At 59.8% G+C, this 14,301-nt stretch carries 15 protein-coding genes; 8 read left to right on the top strand and 7 right to left on the bottom strand.

The genetic code is table 11. The features are described 5' to 3' along the window. Nucleotides 1-12 precede the first annotated feature (12 nt). Nucleotides 13-1,206, bottom strand: a complete 1,194-nt coding sequence (locus CRO62_RS19590; protein ID WP_003514811.1) for a DNA recombination protein RmuC — start codon at nucleotides 1,204-1,206, stop codon at nucleotides 13-15. A 148-nt stretch (nucleotides 1,207-1,354) separates the two neighbouring features. On the opposite strand from CRO62_RS19590, the gene def reads away from it, so the two are divergent. From def to truA, 3 genes are read left to right on the top strand one after another with little or no spacing between them, the layout of a single operon-like run. Further along, a complete protein-coding gene (gene def / locus CRO62_RS19595; RefSeq protein ID WP_003514812.1) occupies nucleotides 1,355-1,867 on the top strand; it encodes a peptide deformylase in 513 nt (170 codons plus the stop codon). 47 nt (nucleotides 1,868-1,914) lie between these two features. After that, entirely contained in the window at nucleotides 1,915-2,850 is a 936-nt protein-coding gene (gene fmt / locus CRO62_RS19600) for a methionyl-tRNA formyltransferase (protein WP_097101368.1), read from the top strand. Next, nucleotides 2,850-3,650, top strand: coding sequence for a tRNA pseudouridine(38-40) synthase TruA (gene truA / locus CRO62_RS19605; RefSeq protein WP_019564416.1), 801 nt, complete (start codon nucleotides 2,850-2,852; stop codon nucleotides 3,648-3,650). Before fmt ends, truA begins: the two co-directional genes overlap by 1 nt. Before the next feature lie 15 nt (nucleotides 3,651-3,665). On the opposite strand, the gene CRO62_RS19610 is transcribed toward truA, so the two are convergent. The 3 genes from CRO62_RS19610 to dapD are packed head-to-tail and all read right to left on the bottom strand — an operon-like array spanning nucleotide 3,666 to nucleotide 6,309. Continuing rightward, entirely contained in the window at nucleotides 3,666-4,262 is a 597-nt protein-coding gene (locus CRO62_RS19610; protein WP_019564415.1) for a hypothetical protein, read from the bottom strand. Continuing rightward, on the bottom strand, nucleotides 4,246-5,442 hold the full coding sequence (dapE, locus tag CRO62_RS19615; RefSeq protein ID WP_097101370.1) for a succinyl-diaminopimelate desuccinylase: 1,197 nt from the start codon (nucleotides 5,440-5,442) through the stop codon (nucleotides 4,246-4,248). Before dapE ends, CRO62_RS19610 begins: the two co-directional genes overlap by 17 nt. A gap of 12 nt (nucleotides 5,443-5,454) precedes the next feature. Next, nucleotides 5,455-6,309: a 2,3,4,5-tetrahydropyridine-2,6-dicarboxylate N-succinyltransferase gene (dapD, locus tag CRO62_RS19620; protein WP_097101372.1), complete on the bottom strand. Its 855-nt coding sequence runs from the start codon at nucleotides 6,307-6,309 to the stop codon at nucleotides 5,455-5,457. 143 nt (nucleotides 6,310-6,452) lie between these two features. Between dapD and CRO62_RS19625 the strand changes: the two genes are divergently transcribed. Beyond that, on the top strand, nucleotides 6,453-7,313 hold the full coding sequence (locus CRO62_RS19625; RefSeq protein WP_097103145.1) for an LOG family protein: 861 nt from the start codon (nucleotides 6,453-6,455) through the stop codon (nucleotides 7,311-7,313). Between the two features lie 168 nt (nucleotides 7,314-7,481). Next, nucleotides 7,482-9,827, top strand: coding sequence for a methyl-accepting chemotaxis protein (locus CRO62_RS19630; RefSeq protein WP_097103147.1), 2,346 nt, complete (start codon nucleotides 7,482-7,484; stop codon nucleotides 9,825-9,827). Nucleotides 9,828-9,898: 71 nt separating this feature from the next. On the opposite strand, the gene CRO62_RS19635 is transcribed toward CRO62_RS19630, so the two are convergent. Next, nucleotides 9,899-10,843, bottom strand: coding sequence for a nucleoside hydrolase (locus tag CRO62_RS19635; RefSeq protein ID WP_097103149.1), 945 nt, complete (start codon nucleotides 10,841-10,843; stop codon nucleotides 9,899-9,901). Nucleotides 10,844-11,055: 212 nt separating this feature from the next. Here CRO62_RS19635 and CRO62_RS19640 point away from each other — a divergent pair, with 212 nt between their 5' ends. Further along, on the top strand, nucleotides 11,056-11,481 hold the full coding sequence (locus CRO62_RS19640) for an Hsp20 family protein (RefSeq protein ID WP_013635387.1): 426 nt from the start codon (nucleotides 11,056-11,058) through the stop codon (nucleotides 11,479-11,481). A 56-nt stretch (nucleotides 11,482-11,537) separates the two neighbouring features. Beyond that, a complete protein-coding gene (locus tag CRO62_RS19645; protein ID WP_003493591.1) occupies nucleotides 11,538-11,795 on the top strand; it encodes a DUF1150 family protein in 258 nt (85 codons plus the stop codon). A 42-nt stretch (nucleotides 11,796-11,837) separates the two neighbouring features. Here CRO62_RS19645 and CRO62_RS19650 read toward each other — a convergent pair whose 3' ends face one another. Both CRO62_RS19650 and CRO62_RS19655 read right to left on the bottom strand, forming a co-directional pair. Continuing rightward, nucleotides 11,838-12,434 carry an EF-hand domain-containing protein gene (locus CRO62_RS19650; RefSeq protein WP_025592284.1) on the bottom strand — a complete coding sequence of 199 codons (597 nt, stop codon included), beginning with the start codon at nucleotides 12,432-12,434 and terminating at the stop codon, nucleotides 11,838-11,840. A gap of 122 nt (nucleotides 12,435-12,556) precedes the next feature. Beyond that, nucleotides 12,557-13,270 (bottom strand): pyrimidine 5'-nucleotidase, encoded by a 714-nt coding sequence (locus tag CRO62_RS19655; RefSeq protein ID WP_097101374.1) that lies wholly within the window; start codon nucleotides 13,268-13,270, stop codon nucleotides 12,557-12,559. A 106-nt stretch (nucleotides 13,271-13,376) separates the two neighbouring features. Between CRO62_RS19655 and CRO62_RS19660 the strand changes: the two genes are divergently transcribed. Further along, nucleotides 13,377-14,294 (top strand): DMT family transporter, encoded by a 918-nt coding sequence (locus CRO62_RS19660; RefSeq protein WP_065661602.1) that lies wholly within the window; start codon nucleotides 13,377-13,379, stop codon nucleotides 14,292-14,294. Nucleotides 14,295-14,301: the final 7 nt, after the last annotated feature.

The following is a 14,301-nucleotide window of genomic DNA, read 5'->3' on the forward strand; positions in this document are numbered from 1 at the left end:
TGCCCGACGGGATCACTCGTCGTCAACCACCCGCAACTTGGCCGTTCCCGCCCTGTTCTCCGCAAATCGTCGCGCCTGCTCGATTTCGCTATGGGAGGTCTCTTTTTCCGTCGGCGAAAAATCAAGACCCTCGATCTTCTGGCCACGCGCCAGCACCTTGTCGGAGGAAATCAGCATCATGTCGACGTCTTTCTGCGCCAGCCCGAAATGGGCTTGCAGCTTGCGCGTCCGGTCGTCCAGCCGCCGCACGTCATCCATGAGAAGCGCGACTTCACCCTGAATGAGATGCGCCTGCTCGCGCATGCGCTGGTCCTTCAGCACCGACTGGATAACCTGCACCGACAGCATCAAAAGCGATGGCGAGACAATAACGACACGGGCGCGATGGGCACGCTGCACCAGATATTCGAAATGCTGGTGAATGTCGGCAAAGATCGATTCCGACGGCACGAAGATGAAGGCGGTATCCTGCGTTTCTCCGCGTATCAGATATTTCTCCGCCACGTCGCGAATATGAACTTCCATATCGCGGCGGAACTGCTGGGTCGCAGCCCGTTTGCCCTCGGGCGTTTCATCCGCCTTCAGCGCATTCCACGCCTCCAGCGGAAACTTGGCGTCGATGACGAGGGACGGCGCATTGTTCGGCATCCTGATGATGCAGTCCGGTCGGTAGCCGTTGGAAAGTGTGGGCTGAAGCTGAAAGGCCCCGGCGGGAAGCGCATCGGCGATCAGCGCTTCCATGCGCGCCTGTCCGAAAGCGCCGCGCGTCTGCTTGTTGGAGAGGATCGCCTGAAGCCCCACCACGTCCTTTGCCAGATCCTGAATATTGCCCTGCGCCGCATCGATAACCGCAAGCCGCTCCTGCAGGCGGCTTAGATTCTCGTGCGTCGACCGGGTCTGCTCGGTTAGCGTTTCACCCAGCCGCTGCGACATGCCGTCGAGGCGCTGGTTGATCGTCTGGCCCATCTCGCTCTGGCGTGTGCCGAGCGTCTCGGCCATCGCCGCGATCCGGCCGTGCAGTTCCGACTGGGTTTTCAACAGATCGGAAATTTCACCATCGGCTTCCGCTTTTTTCCCACGACTTTTCGTGACCATCCAGAAAGCGGAAAGGCCGAAAACGAGAGCCGCAAGAAGCCCGCCGAAGCTGATGTCGACGGAGCCGGCCCGCAAGGCGGGATCGAGGAGAAAAGAGAAGTCGATGCTCATGGCTAAATCTAGCAGATTTCCAGTGATTCGTAAGATCAAAACAAGAACATTCATGCGGCGGAATTGAGTCGGACAAAACCGGACGAAGGTCCCATTTCGACCGCGTATTTTTTATTTCCTCAGCGCAAGAGATACGTTATGGGAAGCCATGACTATCAAACCGCTTATCATTTTGCCCGATCCCGTGCTGCGCCAGCAATCAAGGCCCATCGAACAGGTGGATGCCGAAGTGTTGCGCCTTGCCGACGATATGCTTGAAACCATGTATGATGCGCCGGGTATCGGCCTTGCCGCCATTCAGGTGGGCGTGCCGCGCCGCATGCTGGTGATCGACGTTTCGCGCGAGGACGAGGAGAAAAAGCCGGTCGTCTTCATCAATCCGGAAATCCTCAAAGTGTCGGACGACGTCTCGGCCTATGAGGAAGGGTGCCTCTCCATTCCCGATTATTATGCCGAGGTGGAGCGTCCCGCATCCCTGACGGTGCGATATGTCGATCGTGACGGCAAGCAGCAGACGGTCGATGCGGACGGGCTTCTGGCGACGTGTCTGCAGCATGAGATCGACCACCTGAACGGCATTCTGTTCATCGACCATATTTCGCGGCTGAAGCGAGAAATGGTCATCAAGAAATTCACCAAAGCAGCCCGCGCTAAGGTCTGATTCGTCTTAAATATGTAGACGGAACGACATAGAGGGCAGGGGGCGATATGGCTCTTCGCATCATTTTCATGGGCACGCCGGATTTTTCCGTTCCCACGCTGCGTGCATTGGTGGAGGCTGGTCACGAGGTCGTTGCCGTTTATACGCAGCCGCCGCGTCCAGGCGGTCGCCGTGGCCTCGATCTGCAGAAATCGCCGGTGCATCAGGCGGCCGAACTGCTGGGTCTGCCCGTGCTGACGCCGGCGAATTTCAAGGCCGAGGAAGACCGGCAGCAATTCAGGGAATTCAACGCCGATGTCGCTGTTGTCGTTGCCTATGGGCTGCTACTGCCCGAGGCGATCCTGAGCGGTACGCGCCTTGGCTGCTATAACGGCCACGCCTCGTTGCTGCCGCGCTGGCGCGGTGCGGCACCCATTCAGCGGGCGATCATGGCTGGCGATGCCGAGACCGGCATGATGGTCATGAAAATGGAAAAGGGGCTGGATACCGGCCCGGTGGCGCTGACCGCCAAGGTCACGATCGGTGAGAATACCACGGCAGGTGAATTGCACGACAGCCTGATGCTGACAGGCGCGCGGCTGATGCGGCAGGCGATGGACAAGCTGGAAGCAGACGATCTTCCTCTCGTTGCACAGCCGGAAGAAGGCGTCGTTTATGCATCGAAAATCGACAAGGGCGAGACCAGGATTAATTTTTCCCGGCCGGCACAGGACGTCCATAACCATATTCGCGGCCTTTCGCCTTTTCCCGGCGCATGGCTAGAAATGGAGATCGGCGGCAAGGCGGAGCGCGTGAAGGTTCTGGCGTCAGAACTGGCGAGCGGTATGGGCGAGGCAGGCGCTGTGCTCGATGACGCCCTGACCATCGCCTGCGGCAGTGGCGCGGTGCGGCTTACCCGTTTGCAGAAGGCAGGTGGCAAGTCGCTGTCGGCTGCCGATTTCGTTCGTGGCACACCCGTTCCGGCCAGAACGAGGCTCGGCTGATGCCGCGTTTCCGCATGACCGTCGAATATGACGGCACGCCTTACTTCGGCTGGCAGAGACAGGACAATGGCCCTTCGGTTCAGGGCGCGCTTGAAGCTGCCGTCCGGTCGCTGACTGGCGAGACCGTGTCCATTCGAGGCGCTGGCCGCACCGATTCCGGTGTGCATGCGGTGGGACAGGTAGCCCATGTCGATCTTTCTCGCGATTGGGCGCCATATAAGCTTCGCAATGCTCTCAACGCCCATCTGGCCATGGCGAAAGAGGCCGTCTCGGTTGTCGACGTAACGGCTGTGACCGAGGACTTCGACGCGCGCTTCTCCGCGCTGCGCCGCCATTATCTGTACCGCATCATTTGCCGGAAAGCGCGGCTGGCACTCGAGCACAAGCGCGCATGGTGGGTATCGAAAGATCTGGACCATGAGCGCATGCATGAAGCTGCACAGATGCTCGTCGGCCGGCACGATTTTACCACTTTCCGCTCAGTCCATTGTCAGGCGAGCAGCCCGGTCAGAACGCTCGACCGGCTGGATGTGACGCGCAATGGCGATCTTATCGAGATACGCGCCACCGCGCAGAGCTTTCTGCACAACCAGATACGCTCTTTTGCCGGAACGCTGAAAATGGCCGGTGAAGGCAGCATGACACCGGAAGACGTGCGCGCGGCACTGGAAGCACGGGATCGCAAAGCCTGCGGCCCTGTCGCGCCGCCAGATGGTCTCTATTTCATGCAGGTCGATTATCCCGACGTCATTCCGCCGCGTGTCTATTCAAAGGTCGAGACGGTCGAAGACACGGACTGAAGTCCGTCTCGTTTCTCAGGCCGGATAAACGCCGAGAAAACGCTGCAGCGCCTCGGACAGAAGCATGCCCGGCACCAGCAGGGTCATGACGATCGCCGATACAAGCAACGACTGGTCGCGGATGAAGAAGCGCACGATCCGCGAAAAGGCGAAGACCAGCGACAGCAGGAGTGCCAGCCAGAGGATGGCTATCAGCCCCTGCAAGGGCGGCAGAAAGAACGCGATCAGGATCAGAACCGCATAGGCATAGGAAAACGGCAGCGACAGCCAGTTCATGGTGGTGACCAGTGCGGTGAATTTTTCCCTCGCGCCAAAGGCAAACAGCAGCATGCCGATCAACAGCAGCGGCACGATCCAGCAGATAGCCTCGACCATCGCAAGGCGGAAAAAGAAGATGAACCCCGTTCCTGTTCCGGGCGGATAGCTTGCCAGGAACGCAGCGCGCAGCCACAGCCAGGACACCAGCATGGCCGGCAGGCACCAGAGGGCGGAGTAGAAGGACCGCCACATGCCGCGCTCGGACAGATCCAGATAGCGCGCACCGGTGTGGTCGCCGAGCAGCAGCAGCCAGAGGCCTTTCAGATAGAGCCTTACTTCACTTGCCGTCGGCATGGGAGAACCAGCGTTCGATGAAGGTCTCGTAGATGCGTGTCAGCGTCTCCAGATCGGCGACTTCCACGCGCTCATCGACCATATGCATGGTCTGCCCGACGAGGCCGAATTCCACGACGGGGCAATAATCCTTGATGAAACGCGCATCCGACGTGCCACCGGTGGTCGAAAGCTTGGGCTCCTTGCCTGTCACGGCTTCCACGGCGCCGGAAAGCGATGAGATGAGCGCATTGTTCCGCGTCAGGAAAACATGGGCCGGCCGGTCCGCCCAGACGATATCATATTTGACCGGGCTGCGGTCGGGACGAAGTTCTCCTTCGGCAGCGGCGGCATCGAGGCGACGGATGATTTCCGCCCGCAGGCTCTCCACCGTCCAGCTGTCATTGAAACGGATGTTGAACGACGCCGTCGCCCGCGCCGGAATGACATTTGTGGCGGCATTGCCGGTGTCTATGGTCGTCACTTCCAGATTGGACGGCTGGAAGTCGTCCGTACCGTGATCGAAGGGCGGATGCATCAGCGCGTGGGTCAGTTGCAGCAGCCCGCGAATGGGGTTGTCGGCCAGATGCGGATAGGCGGCATGACCCTGCACGCCATGCACGGTGATGCGGCCCGAAATCGATCCCCGGCGGCCGATCTTGATCATGTCGCCCAGCTGGTCGGGGTTGGTCGGTTCACCCACCACGCAGGCATCCCATGTCTCGCCTTTGGCGGCGGCCCATTCCAGCAACTTGGAGGTGCCGTTGATCGAGGGGCCTTCCTCGTCACCGGTGATCAGGAAAGAAACGGAACCTTTCGGTTTTCCGTGTTTCTCGATGTAGCGGGCAATGGCGGCAACGAAACAGGCAATGCCACCCTTCATGTCCACCGCACCACGTCCGAACATTTCGCCGCCCGCAATTTCAGCGGCAAAGGGCGGATGGCTCCATGCCGCCTCGTCGCCTACCGGAACGACATCGGTATGGCCCGCAAACATCAGGTGCGGACCTTCCGTGCCAAGCCGGGCGTAGAGGTTTTCCACGTCAGGCGTTCCCGCTTCCGTCGCCACCATCTTTTCCACCGCAAAGCCAAGCGGTGAAAGCAGGGTGTCTAGCAGGGATAGCGCGCCACCTTCGGCGGGCGTCACCGAAGGGCAACGGATGAGGGCGGCAAGATTGGCAACGGGATCGGTCGTGGTCATGGTATCAGCTTATCAGTCGCGCAGAAGCTCGTTGATGCCGGTCTTGGAGCGGGTCTTTTCATCGACGCGCTTGACGATGACGGCGCAATAAAGGCTCGGGCCCGGCTCGCCGTTCGGGAACGGCTTGCCCGGCATGGTGCCAGCAACGACGACGGAATAGGGTGGCACTTCGCCATAGGTGATCTCGCCGGTGGCGCGATCGACGATCTTGGTCGACTTGCCGATGAAGACGCCCATGCCGAGAACCGCGCCTTCGCGCACGATGCAGCCTTCTACGACTTCCGAACGGGCACCGATGAAGCAATTGTCCTCGATGATGGTCGGGCCAGCCTGAAGCGGCTCCAGAACGCCGCCGATGCCGACGCCACCGGACAGATGCACGTTCTTGCCGATCTGCGCGCAGGAGCCGACCGTCGCCCAGGTGTCGACCATCGTGCCTTCATCGACATAGGCGCCGAGATTGACGAAGGAAGGCATCAGCACCACGTTCTTGGCCACATAGGCCGAGCGGCGCACGACGGCGTTCGGCACGGCGCGGAAGCCGGCAGCGCGGAACTGGTTTTCACCCCAGTTCTCGAACTTCGACGGCACCTTGTCCCACCAGGTCGATTCACCGGGGCCGCCGGTGACGATTTCCATGTCGTTCAGACGGAAGGAGAGGAGCACGGCCTTTTTCAGCCACTGGTTCACCTTCCAGTTCCCGTCCGCCTGCTTTTCGGCGACACGGACCTTGCCGCTGTCTAGAAGTTGAAGAGATGTGTTCACCGCGTCGCGAACCTCGCCCTTTGTCGATACGTTCACACCGTCACGGTTGTCAAAGGCTGTTTCGATGATGGTTTCGAGGGAGATGAGATCCGTAAGGCTCATGGAAAATTCCTTAAAGTCGCGTGTGTTCGTGGTCACGGATGGTCCCGCGCCGCTGGAAGGCTCTGGCCATTTGATCTAAGGGAGTGTTGGAAAGGCGTCAATGTGATTTGGGTGATTTGGCGCACCAGACGAAAGGCTTGGAAATGACACGACTGAAAAACGGCAAATTGCGGCGCAAGGATGGGGTGTGGGACCCGTTGAAGCGTAGCTCTGCGGACAAGCAGCAGGCCGAAGTCGTTCAGAAGACGCCGCAGTCGGATTCCGCGTCCTACCGGCTTGCCTATGTGGACATGGATTTTCTCTGCCGCGAGGAGTTGCGCCCCGTCAGGCTGCAACTGGAACTTCTGAAGACGGAGATGGCGCTGAGCGAGCGCGGGATCAAATCTACCGTCGTCCTGTTCGGCGGCGCCCGCATTCCCGAACCGGGCGGCGCGGCCTGGGCGGCGCGCAACGAGACGCAGAAGCGCAATCTGGAGCAGGCCTCTGTTTATTACGAGGAAGCGCGCAAGTTCGCCCGGCTTTGCACCGACTATGGCGCGAAATCCGACCACCTGGAATATGTGGTGGTTACCGGCGGCGGTCCGGGTGTCATGGAAGCGGGCAATCGCGGCGCTGCCGATGTGGGAGGCCCGTCGATCGGTCTCAACATCGTTCTGCCGCATGAGCAGGCGCCCAACCCCTATGTCACGCCGGAGCTGAGCTTCAACTTCCACTATTTCGCCATCCGCAAGATGCATTTCCTGATGCGCGCGAAGGCCGTGGTGATCTTCCCCGGCGGTTTCGGCACGCTCGATGAACTCTTCGAGACGCTGACGCTGATCCAGACGAAGCGCATGGCGCCCATTCCGCTCATCCTGTTCGGAGAGAAATTCTGGCGCTCCGTCGTCAACTTCGAATTCCTCGCGGACTTCGGAACCATTGCGCCCGAAGATATGGAGCTGCTACATTTCGCCGAAACGGCCGACGATGCATGGAACATCGTCTCCGCCTATTACGAACATTGATTTTTTGCTTGGCGCGACGAAGTAATTTTAGGGGTTAATTAGCAAACATAACCTAATTTTGCCTCGTCGCGATGCAGCACACTGTCCCATTCTGGACGGGCCTCCATGACGGAGATTTCTCATCCGTTGACGCCAGCCTTTTCGGCCGGCGATTTGATCGAGGCCAAAATGTTCAATTTCAAAGTGAAGTCGCTTGCGACCAAGCTGATCCTTGTAACCGGCTGTGCAATCACCACGGTCCTTGTCGCATCGAATTCCTTCCTCATTTCCCAGACCAGCGACCGTGTCCATTCGCTGACCATGGATCAGGCGAACACCGAGGCACGCGCCATCGCCAACGTCATCGCCGCCGATGTCGGTGAACTCGGTAGCGCCGCCCGCTCCATGGCCGGTATCATCGGCCGTGCGCATCAGGCGAAATCGATGGACCGCCCCGGCATCGTCAACATCCTCAAGGCCAATGTCGAGCAGAATGCTTTTGCTTTCGGAAGCTGGTTCTGTGAGCAGCTGGGCCTTTTCGACGGACAAAGCACCGAGATCGCCAACAGGCTCGATCTCGGCACCAATGCAACAGGTGCATTTGCCCCCTACTGGTCGAAGACCCAGAAGGGCGACATCCAGTTTTCGACCTTCAAGAACGATTATGCAGCGGAATGGTATTCGCTTGCTGCCAAATCCGGCAAGGGCGCCATTACCCAGCCCTATCTGGCTGAAGGCACGGAAGTGCCCACCACAATGACCTCGCTTGCCTATCCCGTCATGTCGGACGGCAAGATGATCGGTGTGGCGGGGGTCGATATCTCGCTGGCAGCCCTGTCGCAGAAGCTGCAGGCGCTGCATCCTTTCGAAACCGGCCGTGTGACACTCATTTCGCAGGGCGGCCAATGGCTGGTACCGCCGACGCCCCAGCAGAACATGAAGGCCTATGACGGGGAGGGTGCGAGCACCGTTCAGGCCGCGATCACATCCGGCAAGCAGGGCCTGATCGAAAATCTCGGCCTTGATACCGACGCGCCCTATAACCGCCTTGTCTATCCGTTTGCGGTTCCGGGCCTCAATGCCACCTGGGTGGTTCTGGTGGATATCCCGCATCAGGCGTTGAATGCGCCGGTGCAGGAGCAGACTTATCTGATGATCCTTGGGGCGATCGTCATTCTTGCGGCGGTTATTGCCGCGCTATATTTCTCCGTCCGCTATTTCGTCCGCAATCCGCTCGCCTCGCTGGTCTCCGATGTGAAAACACTGAGCGACGGTCGTTACGATGTGCCGGTTTCCGGACAGGAACGCAGGGATGAGACGGGCGCGGTGGCAACGGCTCTGGAAGGCTTCCGTGCGAAGCTTGCCGGTATCCGCGAAATGGAAGCGGATGCCGCCGTGCAGCGTGGCAATGCGGAAACGGAGCGCCACAGGTCCGAATCCGAGCGCAATGAGAACAGCCGGATGCAGCAACATATCGTGAGCGTACTCGGCGCGGGTCTCAATGCGCTCTCGCAGGGCAATCTGACCTATCGCATCGAGGACCAGTTCCCCGGTGAATATGCAAAGCTGCGCAACGACTTCAACTCGGCGCTCGCCAGCCTCGAGGAGACCGTCTCCACCGTCAACGGAACCGTTGCCAGCATCGGCAACGGCACCGGCGAGATCACCCGCGCTGCGAGCGATCTCTCCCACCGCACGGAACAGCAGGCTGCAAGCCTGGAAGAAACCGCTGCCGCCCTCAACCAGCTGACTGCGCAGGTCAATTCCAGTGCGGAAAACGCAGCGCAGGCGGCGACAGCTGTCAGCAATGCCTGCGACGACGCCGGCAAGTCGGGCGAGGTCGTGCAGCAGGCCGTCAGTTCCATGGAAGGCATCGCTCAATCCTCGGCGGAAATCTCCCGCATCATCGGGGTAATCGACGAAATCGCTTTCCAGACCAACCTTCTGGCGCTGAATGCCGGCGTGGAAGCCGCCCGCGCGGGCGAGGCTGGCAAGGGTTTTGCCGTCGTCGCGCAGGAAGTACGTGAACTGGCGCAACGTTCCGCGACAGCCGCGAAGGAGATCAAAGGTCTGATCAACACCTCATCAAGGCAGGTGGGCGAGGGCGTCCAGCTGGTCGGCAAGGCCGGCGAGACGATGAGAAAGATCGCCGATCAGGTTCTGCAGATCAACCAGCTGATACGGCAGATTTCGGCCTCCGCCAGCGAGCAGGCGGTCGGTCTCAAGGAAATCAATTCCGCCGTCACCCAGATGGATCAGGTCACCCAGCAGAATGCGGCCATGGTGGAAGAAACAACGGCGGCAAGCGTGACGCTGAACAGCGAGGCGGAAACGCTGAAATCGCTCGTTGCCGGCTTCTCCGTATCCGGCGGTCATTCCAGCCAGTCCGGCCAGCAATTGCGCGCCACCGCGGCGGCAATGCGTGCGCCTGTCGCCCCGCCACAGGCATCGGGCCGCTCGGCTGCGACCCAACGTGTCCGCCCAAGAACCAGCGGCGCAAACGCGCTGGCACAGGACGACTGGACCGAGTTCTGAGAATATCCCGTGGTTCCAAATGAAAGGGCCGCTGGCCATGCCAGCGGCCCTTTTTCATGTCTGCGTTCCCATCAGAGGCGGGCGAAACGTTCCGTCAGCAACTCGAAGAAGCCGTCCGCATCCACATTTCGCATCACGCGGGCGTTGACCGGGCGCTCGGTCACCCGCCACCAGTCCACCACCGTCATGCCCATGGTGAGTTCGGAATTGACCTCGATTTCGACATTGCAATCGCGGCCCTGAAACAGCTCGGGCTTGAGGAGATAGGCGATGACGCTTGGATCGTGCAGGGGGCCGCCGTCCGAACCGTATTTCTCGATGTCGAAACGTTCGAAGAATTCCAGCATTTCCGCCATGGCGATTGCCGGGCGTGTGCCGATATCGCGAATGCGGCTGACACGCGCCTTGGTGGTCAGCAGCTGGTGGGTTACGTCAAGCGGCATCACGACGATGGGCACGCCGGAACGGAAGACGATATCGGCAGCCTGCGGATCGACATAGATGTTGAATTCCGCAGCCGGTGTGATGTTGCCGCCTTCAAAGAAGCCGCCACCCATCATCACCAGTTCCTTGACGCGACCGGCAATCTCTGGGGCCTTCTGCAAAGCCAGCGCCACATTGGTCAGCGCGCCGAGCGTGCAGAGCGTCACGGTGCCCGCAGGCTCTCGCAGCAGCGTTTCGATGATGAAATCGACGGCGTGCTGCTTTTGTGTTTCCATCGTCGGCTCGTCGAGAACCGGGCCATCAAGGCCGGTGCTGCCGTGAACATGCTCGGCAGTGATGGGCTTTCGCACCAGTGGCCGCTCGGCACCCTCATAGACGGGAATATCGGTGCGGTCGCACAATTCGCAGATGATGCGGATGTTGCGGCTGGTCAGTTTCAGCGGAACATTGCCGGCGACGGCGCATAGACCGAGAATTTCAATTTCTTCCGGGCTTGCGAAAGCCAGCATGATCGCTGCCGCGTCGTCCTGACCTGGATCCGTGTCGATGATGATTTTTCTGCGTTCTGCCATGTCTTGCCCGCCGTTGAGATAAGGCGCTTTTTTCGAGCGGCGGACGCTCACTTGTCAAGTCTCATTCCTCGGCGTGCCCGCCTTTGCCTTGTGGCCCCGCCTTGCGCATCGTGGTTTTGCTTCCCATATTGCGTAGAGCCGGTAAGATTGACCGGCAGGGTTGCCGGAAGCGGGACCGCGAAACGTCGCTTGGTTGCAAGGACAGAGACGATATGAGCCGCATGACGCCATTCACCCACCCGCTTTTGCTGGGTTTTGATGCCATGGAAAAAACGCTGGAGCGTATGGCGAAGGCCAATGATGGCTATCCTCCATACAACATCGAGCGCCTGCCCGGCGGTGAAGACGTGCCGGAACGCCTGCGTATCACGATTGCAGTCGCCGGTTTTTCGCAGGACGATCTGGATGTGACAACGGCCGACAACCAGCTCGTCATTCGCGGTCGCCAGCAGGAGCAGGAAAAGCGGGATTTTCTCTACCGGGGTATCGCTGCCCGACAATTCCAGCGGGTCTTCGTGCTTGCAGACGGCATGCAGGTGAGGGACGCGCGCCTGCGCAATGGCCTTCTTGCCATCGATCTGGTGAAGCCCGAAATTTCAAACGTGGTAAAGAAAATTAATATTTCCGTCTCAGAGTAGAACGTGAACGCCGGAATCCGACACGAATCGCTCGGCGTGAAGAAGGAGGCTGAAATATGCTTTTAAAAGAAGCGCATGCGCGTCTCACCCGGTCCCAGCTCGCCCATATCGGCGAGGGAGAAGTGGGCTATATCCGTAAAATCCGTGCGGAAGACGTAAGCCGCTGTTTCCCGGAAGCGCCTGATCTCGATCCGCAACTCGATCTCTGGGCCCTGTTTGGCGCGGATGGCACGCCGATCCTCCTGACAGACAATCGTTCCAGCACGTTTTTCAAGGCTGCCGAAGACGATCTGAAAACCGTCAGCCTGCATTGAAAGGAAAAAGCCCGCCGCTTGAGCGGGCTTTTTCTTGTGTGATTAAAGGAACGGGCGGTCTGGCATATCATCGATGGAGATGACGCCGTCCTTGTTCCTGTCCAGCCGTTCGAACATTTTTTCGCCGGCCGCGGTGAATTCGGCCTTGCTGACCTGGCCGTTTTCATCAGTGTCGGCCATGCGCATCATCGCAAACGCCCCACCCTTGCCGCCATGCTTGCCCCAGCCCTGACGTCCGCCATGTTCGCGTTCGGCGCGCTTGCCCTCAGGTCCCTTCCCTTCGCCCGCTTTGGCGTCAGCAGCCTCTGGGCGCGGATGAGCCGCACGGAACGCCTCCATTTTGGCCTGGCGGTATTCACGCATTTCCTTTGGCGTGATCGAACCGTCCTTGTCCTTGTCGATCTCGGCAAAAAGCGCGTCCTGACGTGCGGCGAACTCTTCCTTGGTAATCTTGCCGTCCTTGTTGGTGTCGGCCACCTTCAGCAGCTGAACGAACGCCAGTTCCGGGCGGAACGGCATGCGCTCGCCGTGGCCTTTGCCGTGCGCTGGCGGGGCGGCAAAGCTGGCTGTAGCGGCCGAGCCGAGCAAGAGGGCTGCGCCAAGAGCAGAGAGTGCGATCTTTCGTGTAGACATCGTCATTACCTTCCGTTGGTGTCCCTGAGGAGGAAGATAGTGGCGCAGGCGGCAGTCCACTACTTAAACATCCGTAAGGTGCATGAAGCTTCGGTAATGTCGCCTGCGCTCGATTTCGATGTTGCCGGTCAGCGGGTGATCGTTTTGGTCAGGAAACCGGTCAGATCGTCAGTGATGTAGTCGATATGCGCATCCGTCGCAGCGGGGATCTCCCAGCGCTCCATGATGACGCCTTCGAGGTTCGAAGGAACGAGCAGCACGGTCTTCATGCCGAGTGCCTTGGGTGCGGCGAGATTGCGTGGCAGGTCCTCGAACATGGCGGCTTTTCTGGTGTCGAGCTTTGCAAGTGCCGCAAACTTCTCATAGGTCGCGCTGGCCGGTTTTGGCAGATAGTTCGCGGCGACGATATCGAATATATCCTCGAAATGGTCGAGAATGCCGAGTGCGCCCGCCGCTGCCTGCGCATGTTTTACGCTGCCATTGGTGAGGATGAACTTGCGGCCCGGCAACGCCTTGATTGCCTCGCCGAGCTCCGGATGCGGGCTCAGTGCGGAATAGTCGATGGCATGCGCGCGCTCCAGAAACTCGTCCGGGCTGATGCCGTAGTGGATCATCAGGCCCTGAAGCGTGGTGCCATGTTCGTGGTAATAACGCTTCTGAAGCGCGCGAGCCTCGTCGGGCTCGAGCTTTAAAAGCTCCGCAACATAGGCCGTCATGTTACGATCGATCTGGGAAAACAGATTGACGTGATGCGGATAGAGCGTGTTGTCGAGGTCGAAGACCCATTCGCTGACGTGGGCGAAATCGGCGGCATCGGGCAGGTTTTTCGGCTTTGTGTCCATGGGCAGCTTTATGCCCGTTTCGAATGCCGAAGAAAATCGAAAAGACGACGACAGACGGGAAAATCGGGCTTGGCTGCGGCCTCCAGCGCATGATACCGCCAAGACCATGGAACTCTGGATAGGCATAACCTTCGCAAGCGCGTTCTTGCAGAACCTGCGCTCGACCCTGCAAAAGCACCTGAAGGGCATGATGGGCACCACGGGCGCGACTTTCGTGCGCTTCGTTTTCGGAATGCCCTTCGCTCTTGCCTATCTCGTTTTTCTGCATGGTGTACTTGGCCGGCCGCTGCCGGTGCCGAACATGTCATTCGCTGTCTGGGCGATGGTTGGGGCCATGGCGCAGATCGCCGCCACTTTCCTGTTGGTGCATCTGTTTTCCTTCCGCAACTTCGCGGTTGGCACGGCCTATTCCCGAACTGAGCCGGCGCAGGCGGCATTGTTTGCGCTGATTTTCGTTGGTGAAAGCGTCAATGGCGGCACTCTTGCGGCCATCGCTATTTCGGTGGCCGGCGTCATGCTGATTTCGGTTGCACGCACGGAAGTGACCCCCGCCTCCATTCTCACCTCCATCTTCAGCCGGACGGCGGGCATCGGCCTCGCCTCGGGGGCTTTTTTCGGCCTGTCGTCTGTCGCTTACCGTTCGGCCTCGCTGGCGCTGGCACCCAGCCTGCCGGCACCGGATGCGGTGATGCAGGCCGGCTTTACCCTCGTCGTTGTCATCGTGACGCAGACCTTGGCGATGTTCTTGTGGATCGTATGGCGGGAGAGGGACGAATTGCGGCGGATCGCGAAGGCGTGGAAACCGTCGCTTGCGGTCGGTTTCGTGGGGGCCACGGCGTCATTCGGCTGGTTCACGGCGATGACGTTGCAGCAGGCGGCTGTGGTCAAGGCATTAGCACAGGTGGAGATGCTCTTCGCCTTCGCCTCGACCGTGCTCTTCTTCAAGGAAAAGATCAACCGGCTCGAACTCTCGGGCTGTCTGCTGATCGTGCTCGGCGTGCTGTCGCTTCTGATATTCGGCTGAAAGTGTC

This window comes from Rhizobium sp. AN6A (assembly GCF_900215635.1).
Classification (GTDB): domain Bacteria; phylum Pseudomonadota; class Alphaproteobacteria; order Rhizobiales; family Rhizobiaceae; genus Agrobacterium; species Agrobacterium tumefaciens.

Excerpts from the sequence above, each read along its gene's own strand:
- CRO62_RS19590 (WP_003514811.1), bottom strand. The coding sequence starts at position 1,206 with ATGAGCATCGACTTCTCTTTTCTCCTCGATCCCGCCTTGCGGGCCGGC.
- def (WP_003514812.1), top strand. The coding sequence starts at position 1,355 with ATGACTATCAAACCGCTTATCATTTTGCCCGATCCCGTGCTGCGCCAG.
- fmt (WP_097101368.1), top strand. The coding sequence starts at position 1,915 with ATGGCTCTTCGCATCATTTTCATGGGCACGCCGGATTTTTCCGTTCCC.
- truA (WP_019564416.1), top strand. The coding sequence starts at position 2,850 with ATGCCGCGTTTCCGCATGACCGTCGAATATGACGGCACGCCTTACTTC.
- CRO62_RS19610 (WP_019564415.1), bottom strand. The coding sequence starts at position 4,262 with ATGCCGACGGCAAGTGAAGTAAGGCTCTATCTGAAAGGCCTCTGGCTG.
- dapE (WP_097101370.1), bottom strand. The coding sequence starts at position 5,442 with ATGACCACGACCGATCCCGTTGCCAATCTTGCCGCCCTCATCCGTTGC.
- dapD (WP_097101372.1), bottom strand. The coding sequence starts at position 6,309 with ATGAGCCTTACGGATCTCATCTCCCTCGAAACCATCATCGAAACAGCC.
- CRO62_RS19625 (WP_097103145.1), top strand. The coding sequence starts at position 6,453 with ATGACACGACTGAAAAACGGCAAATTGCGGCGCAAGGATGGGGTGTGG.
- CRO62_RS19630 (WP_097103147.1), top strand. The coding sequence starts at position 7,482 with ATGTTCAATTTCAAAGTGAAGTCGCTTGCGACCAAGCTGATCCTTGTA.
- CRO62_RS19635 (WP_097103149.1), bottom strand. The coding sequence starts at position 10,843 with ATGGCAGAACGCAGAAAAATCATCATCGACACGGATCCAGGTCAGGAC.
- CRO62_RS19640 (WP_013635387.1), top strand. The coding sequence starts at position 11,056 with ATGAGCCGCATGACGCCATTCACCCACCCGCTTTTGCTGGGTTTTGAT.
- CRO62_RS19645 (WP_003493591.1), top strand. The coding sequence starts at position 11,538 with ATGCTTTTAAAAGAAGCGCATGCGCGTCTCACCCGGTCCCAGCTCGCC.
- CRO62_RS19650 (WP_025592284.1), bottom strand. The coding sequence starts at position 12,434 with ATGACGATGTCTACACGAAAGATCGCACTCTCTGCTCTTGGCGCAGCC.
- CRO62_RS19655 (WP_097101374.1), bottom strand. The coding sequence starts at position 13,270 with ATGGACACAAAGCCGAAAAACCTGCCCGATGCCGCCGATTTCGCCCAC.
- CRO62_RS19660 (WP_065661602.1), top strand. The coding sequence starts at position 13,377 with ATGGAACTCTGGATAGGCATAACCTTCGCAAGCGCGTTCTTGCAGAAC.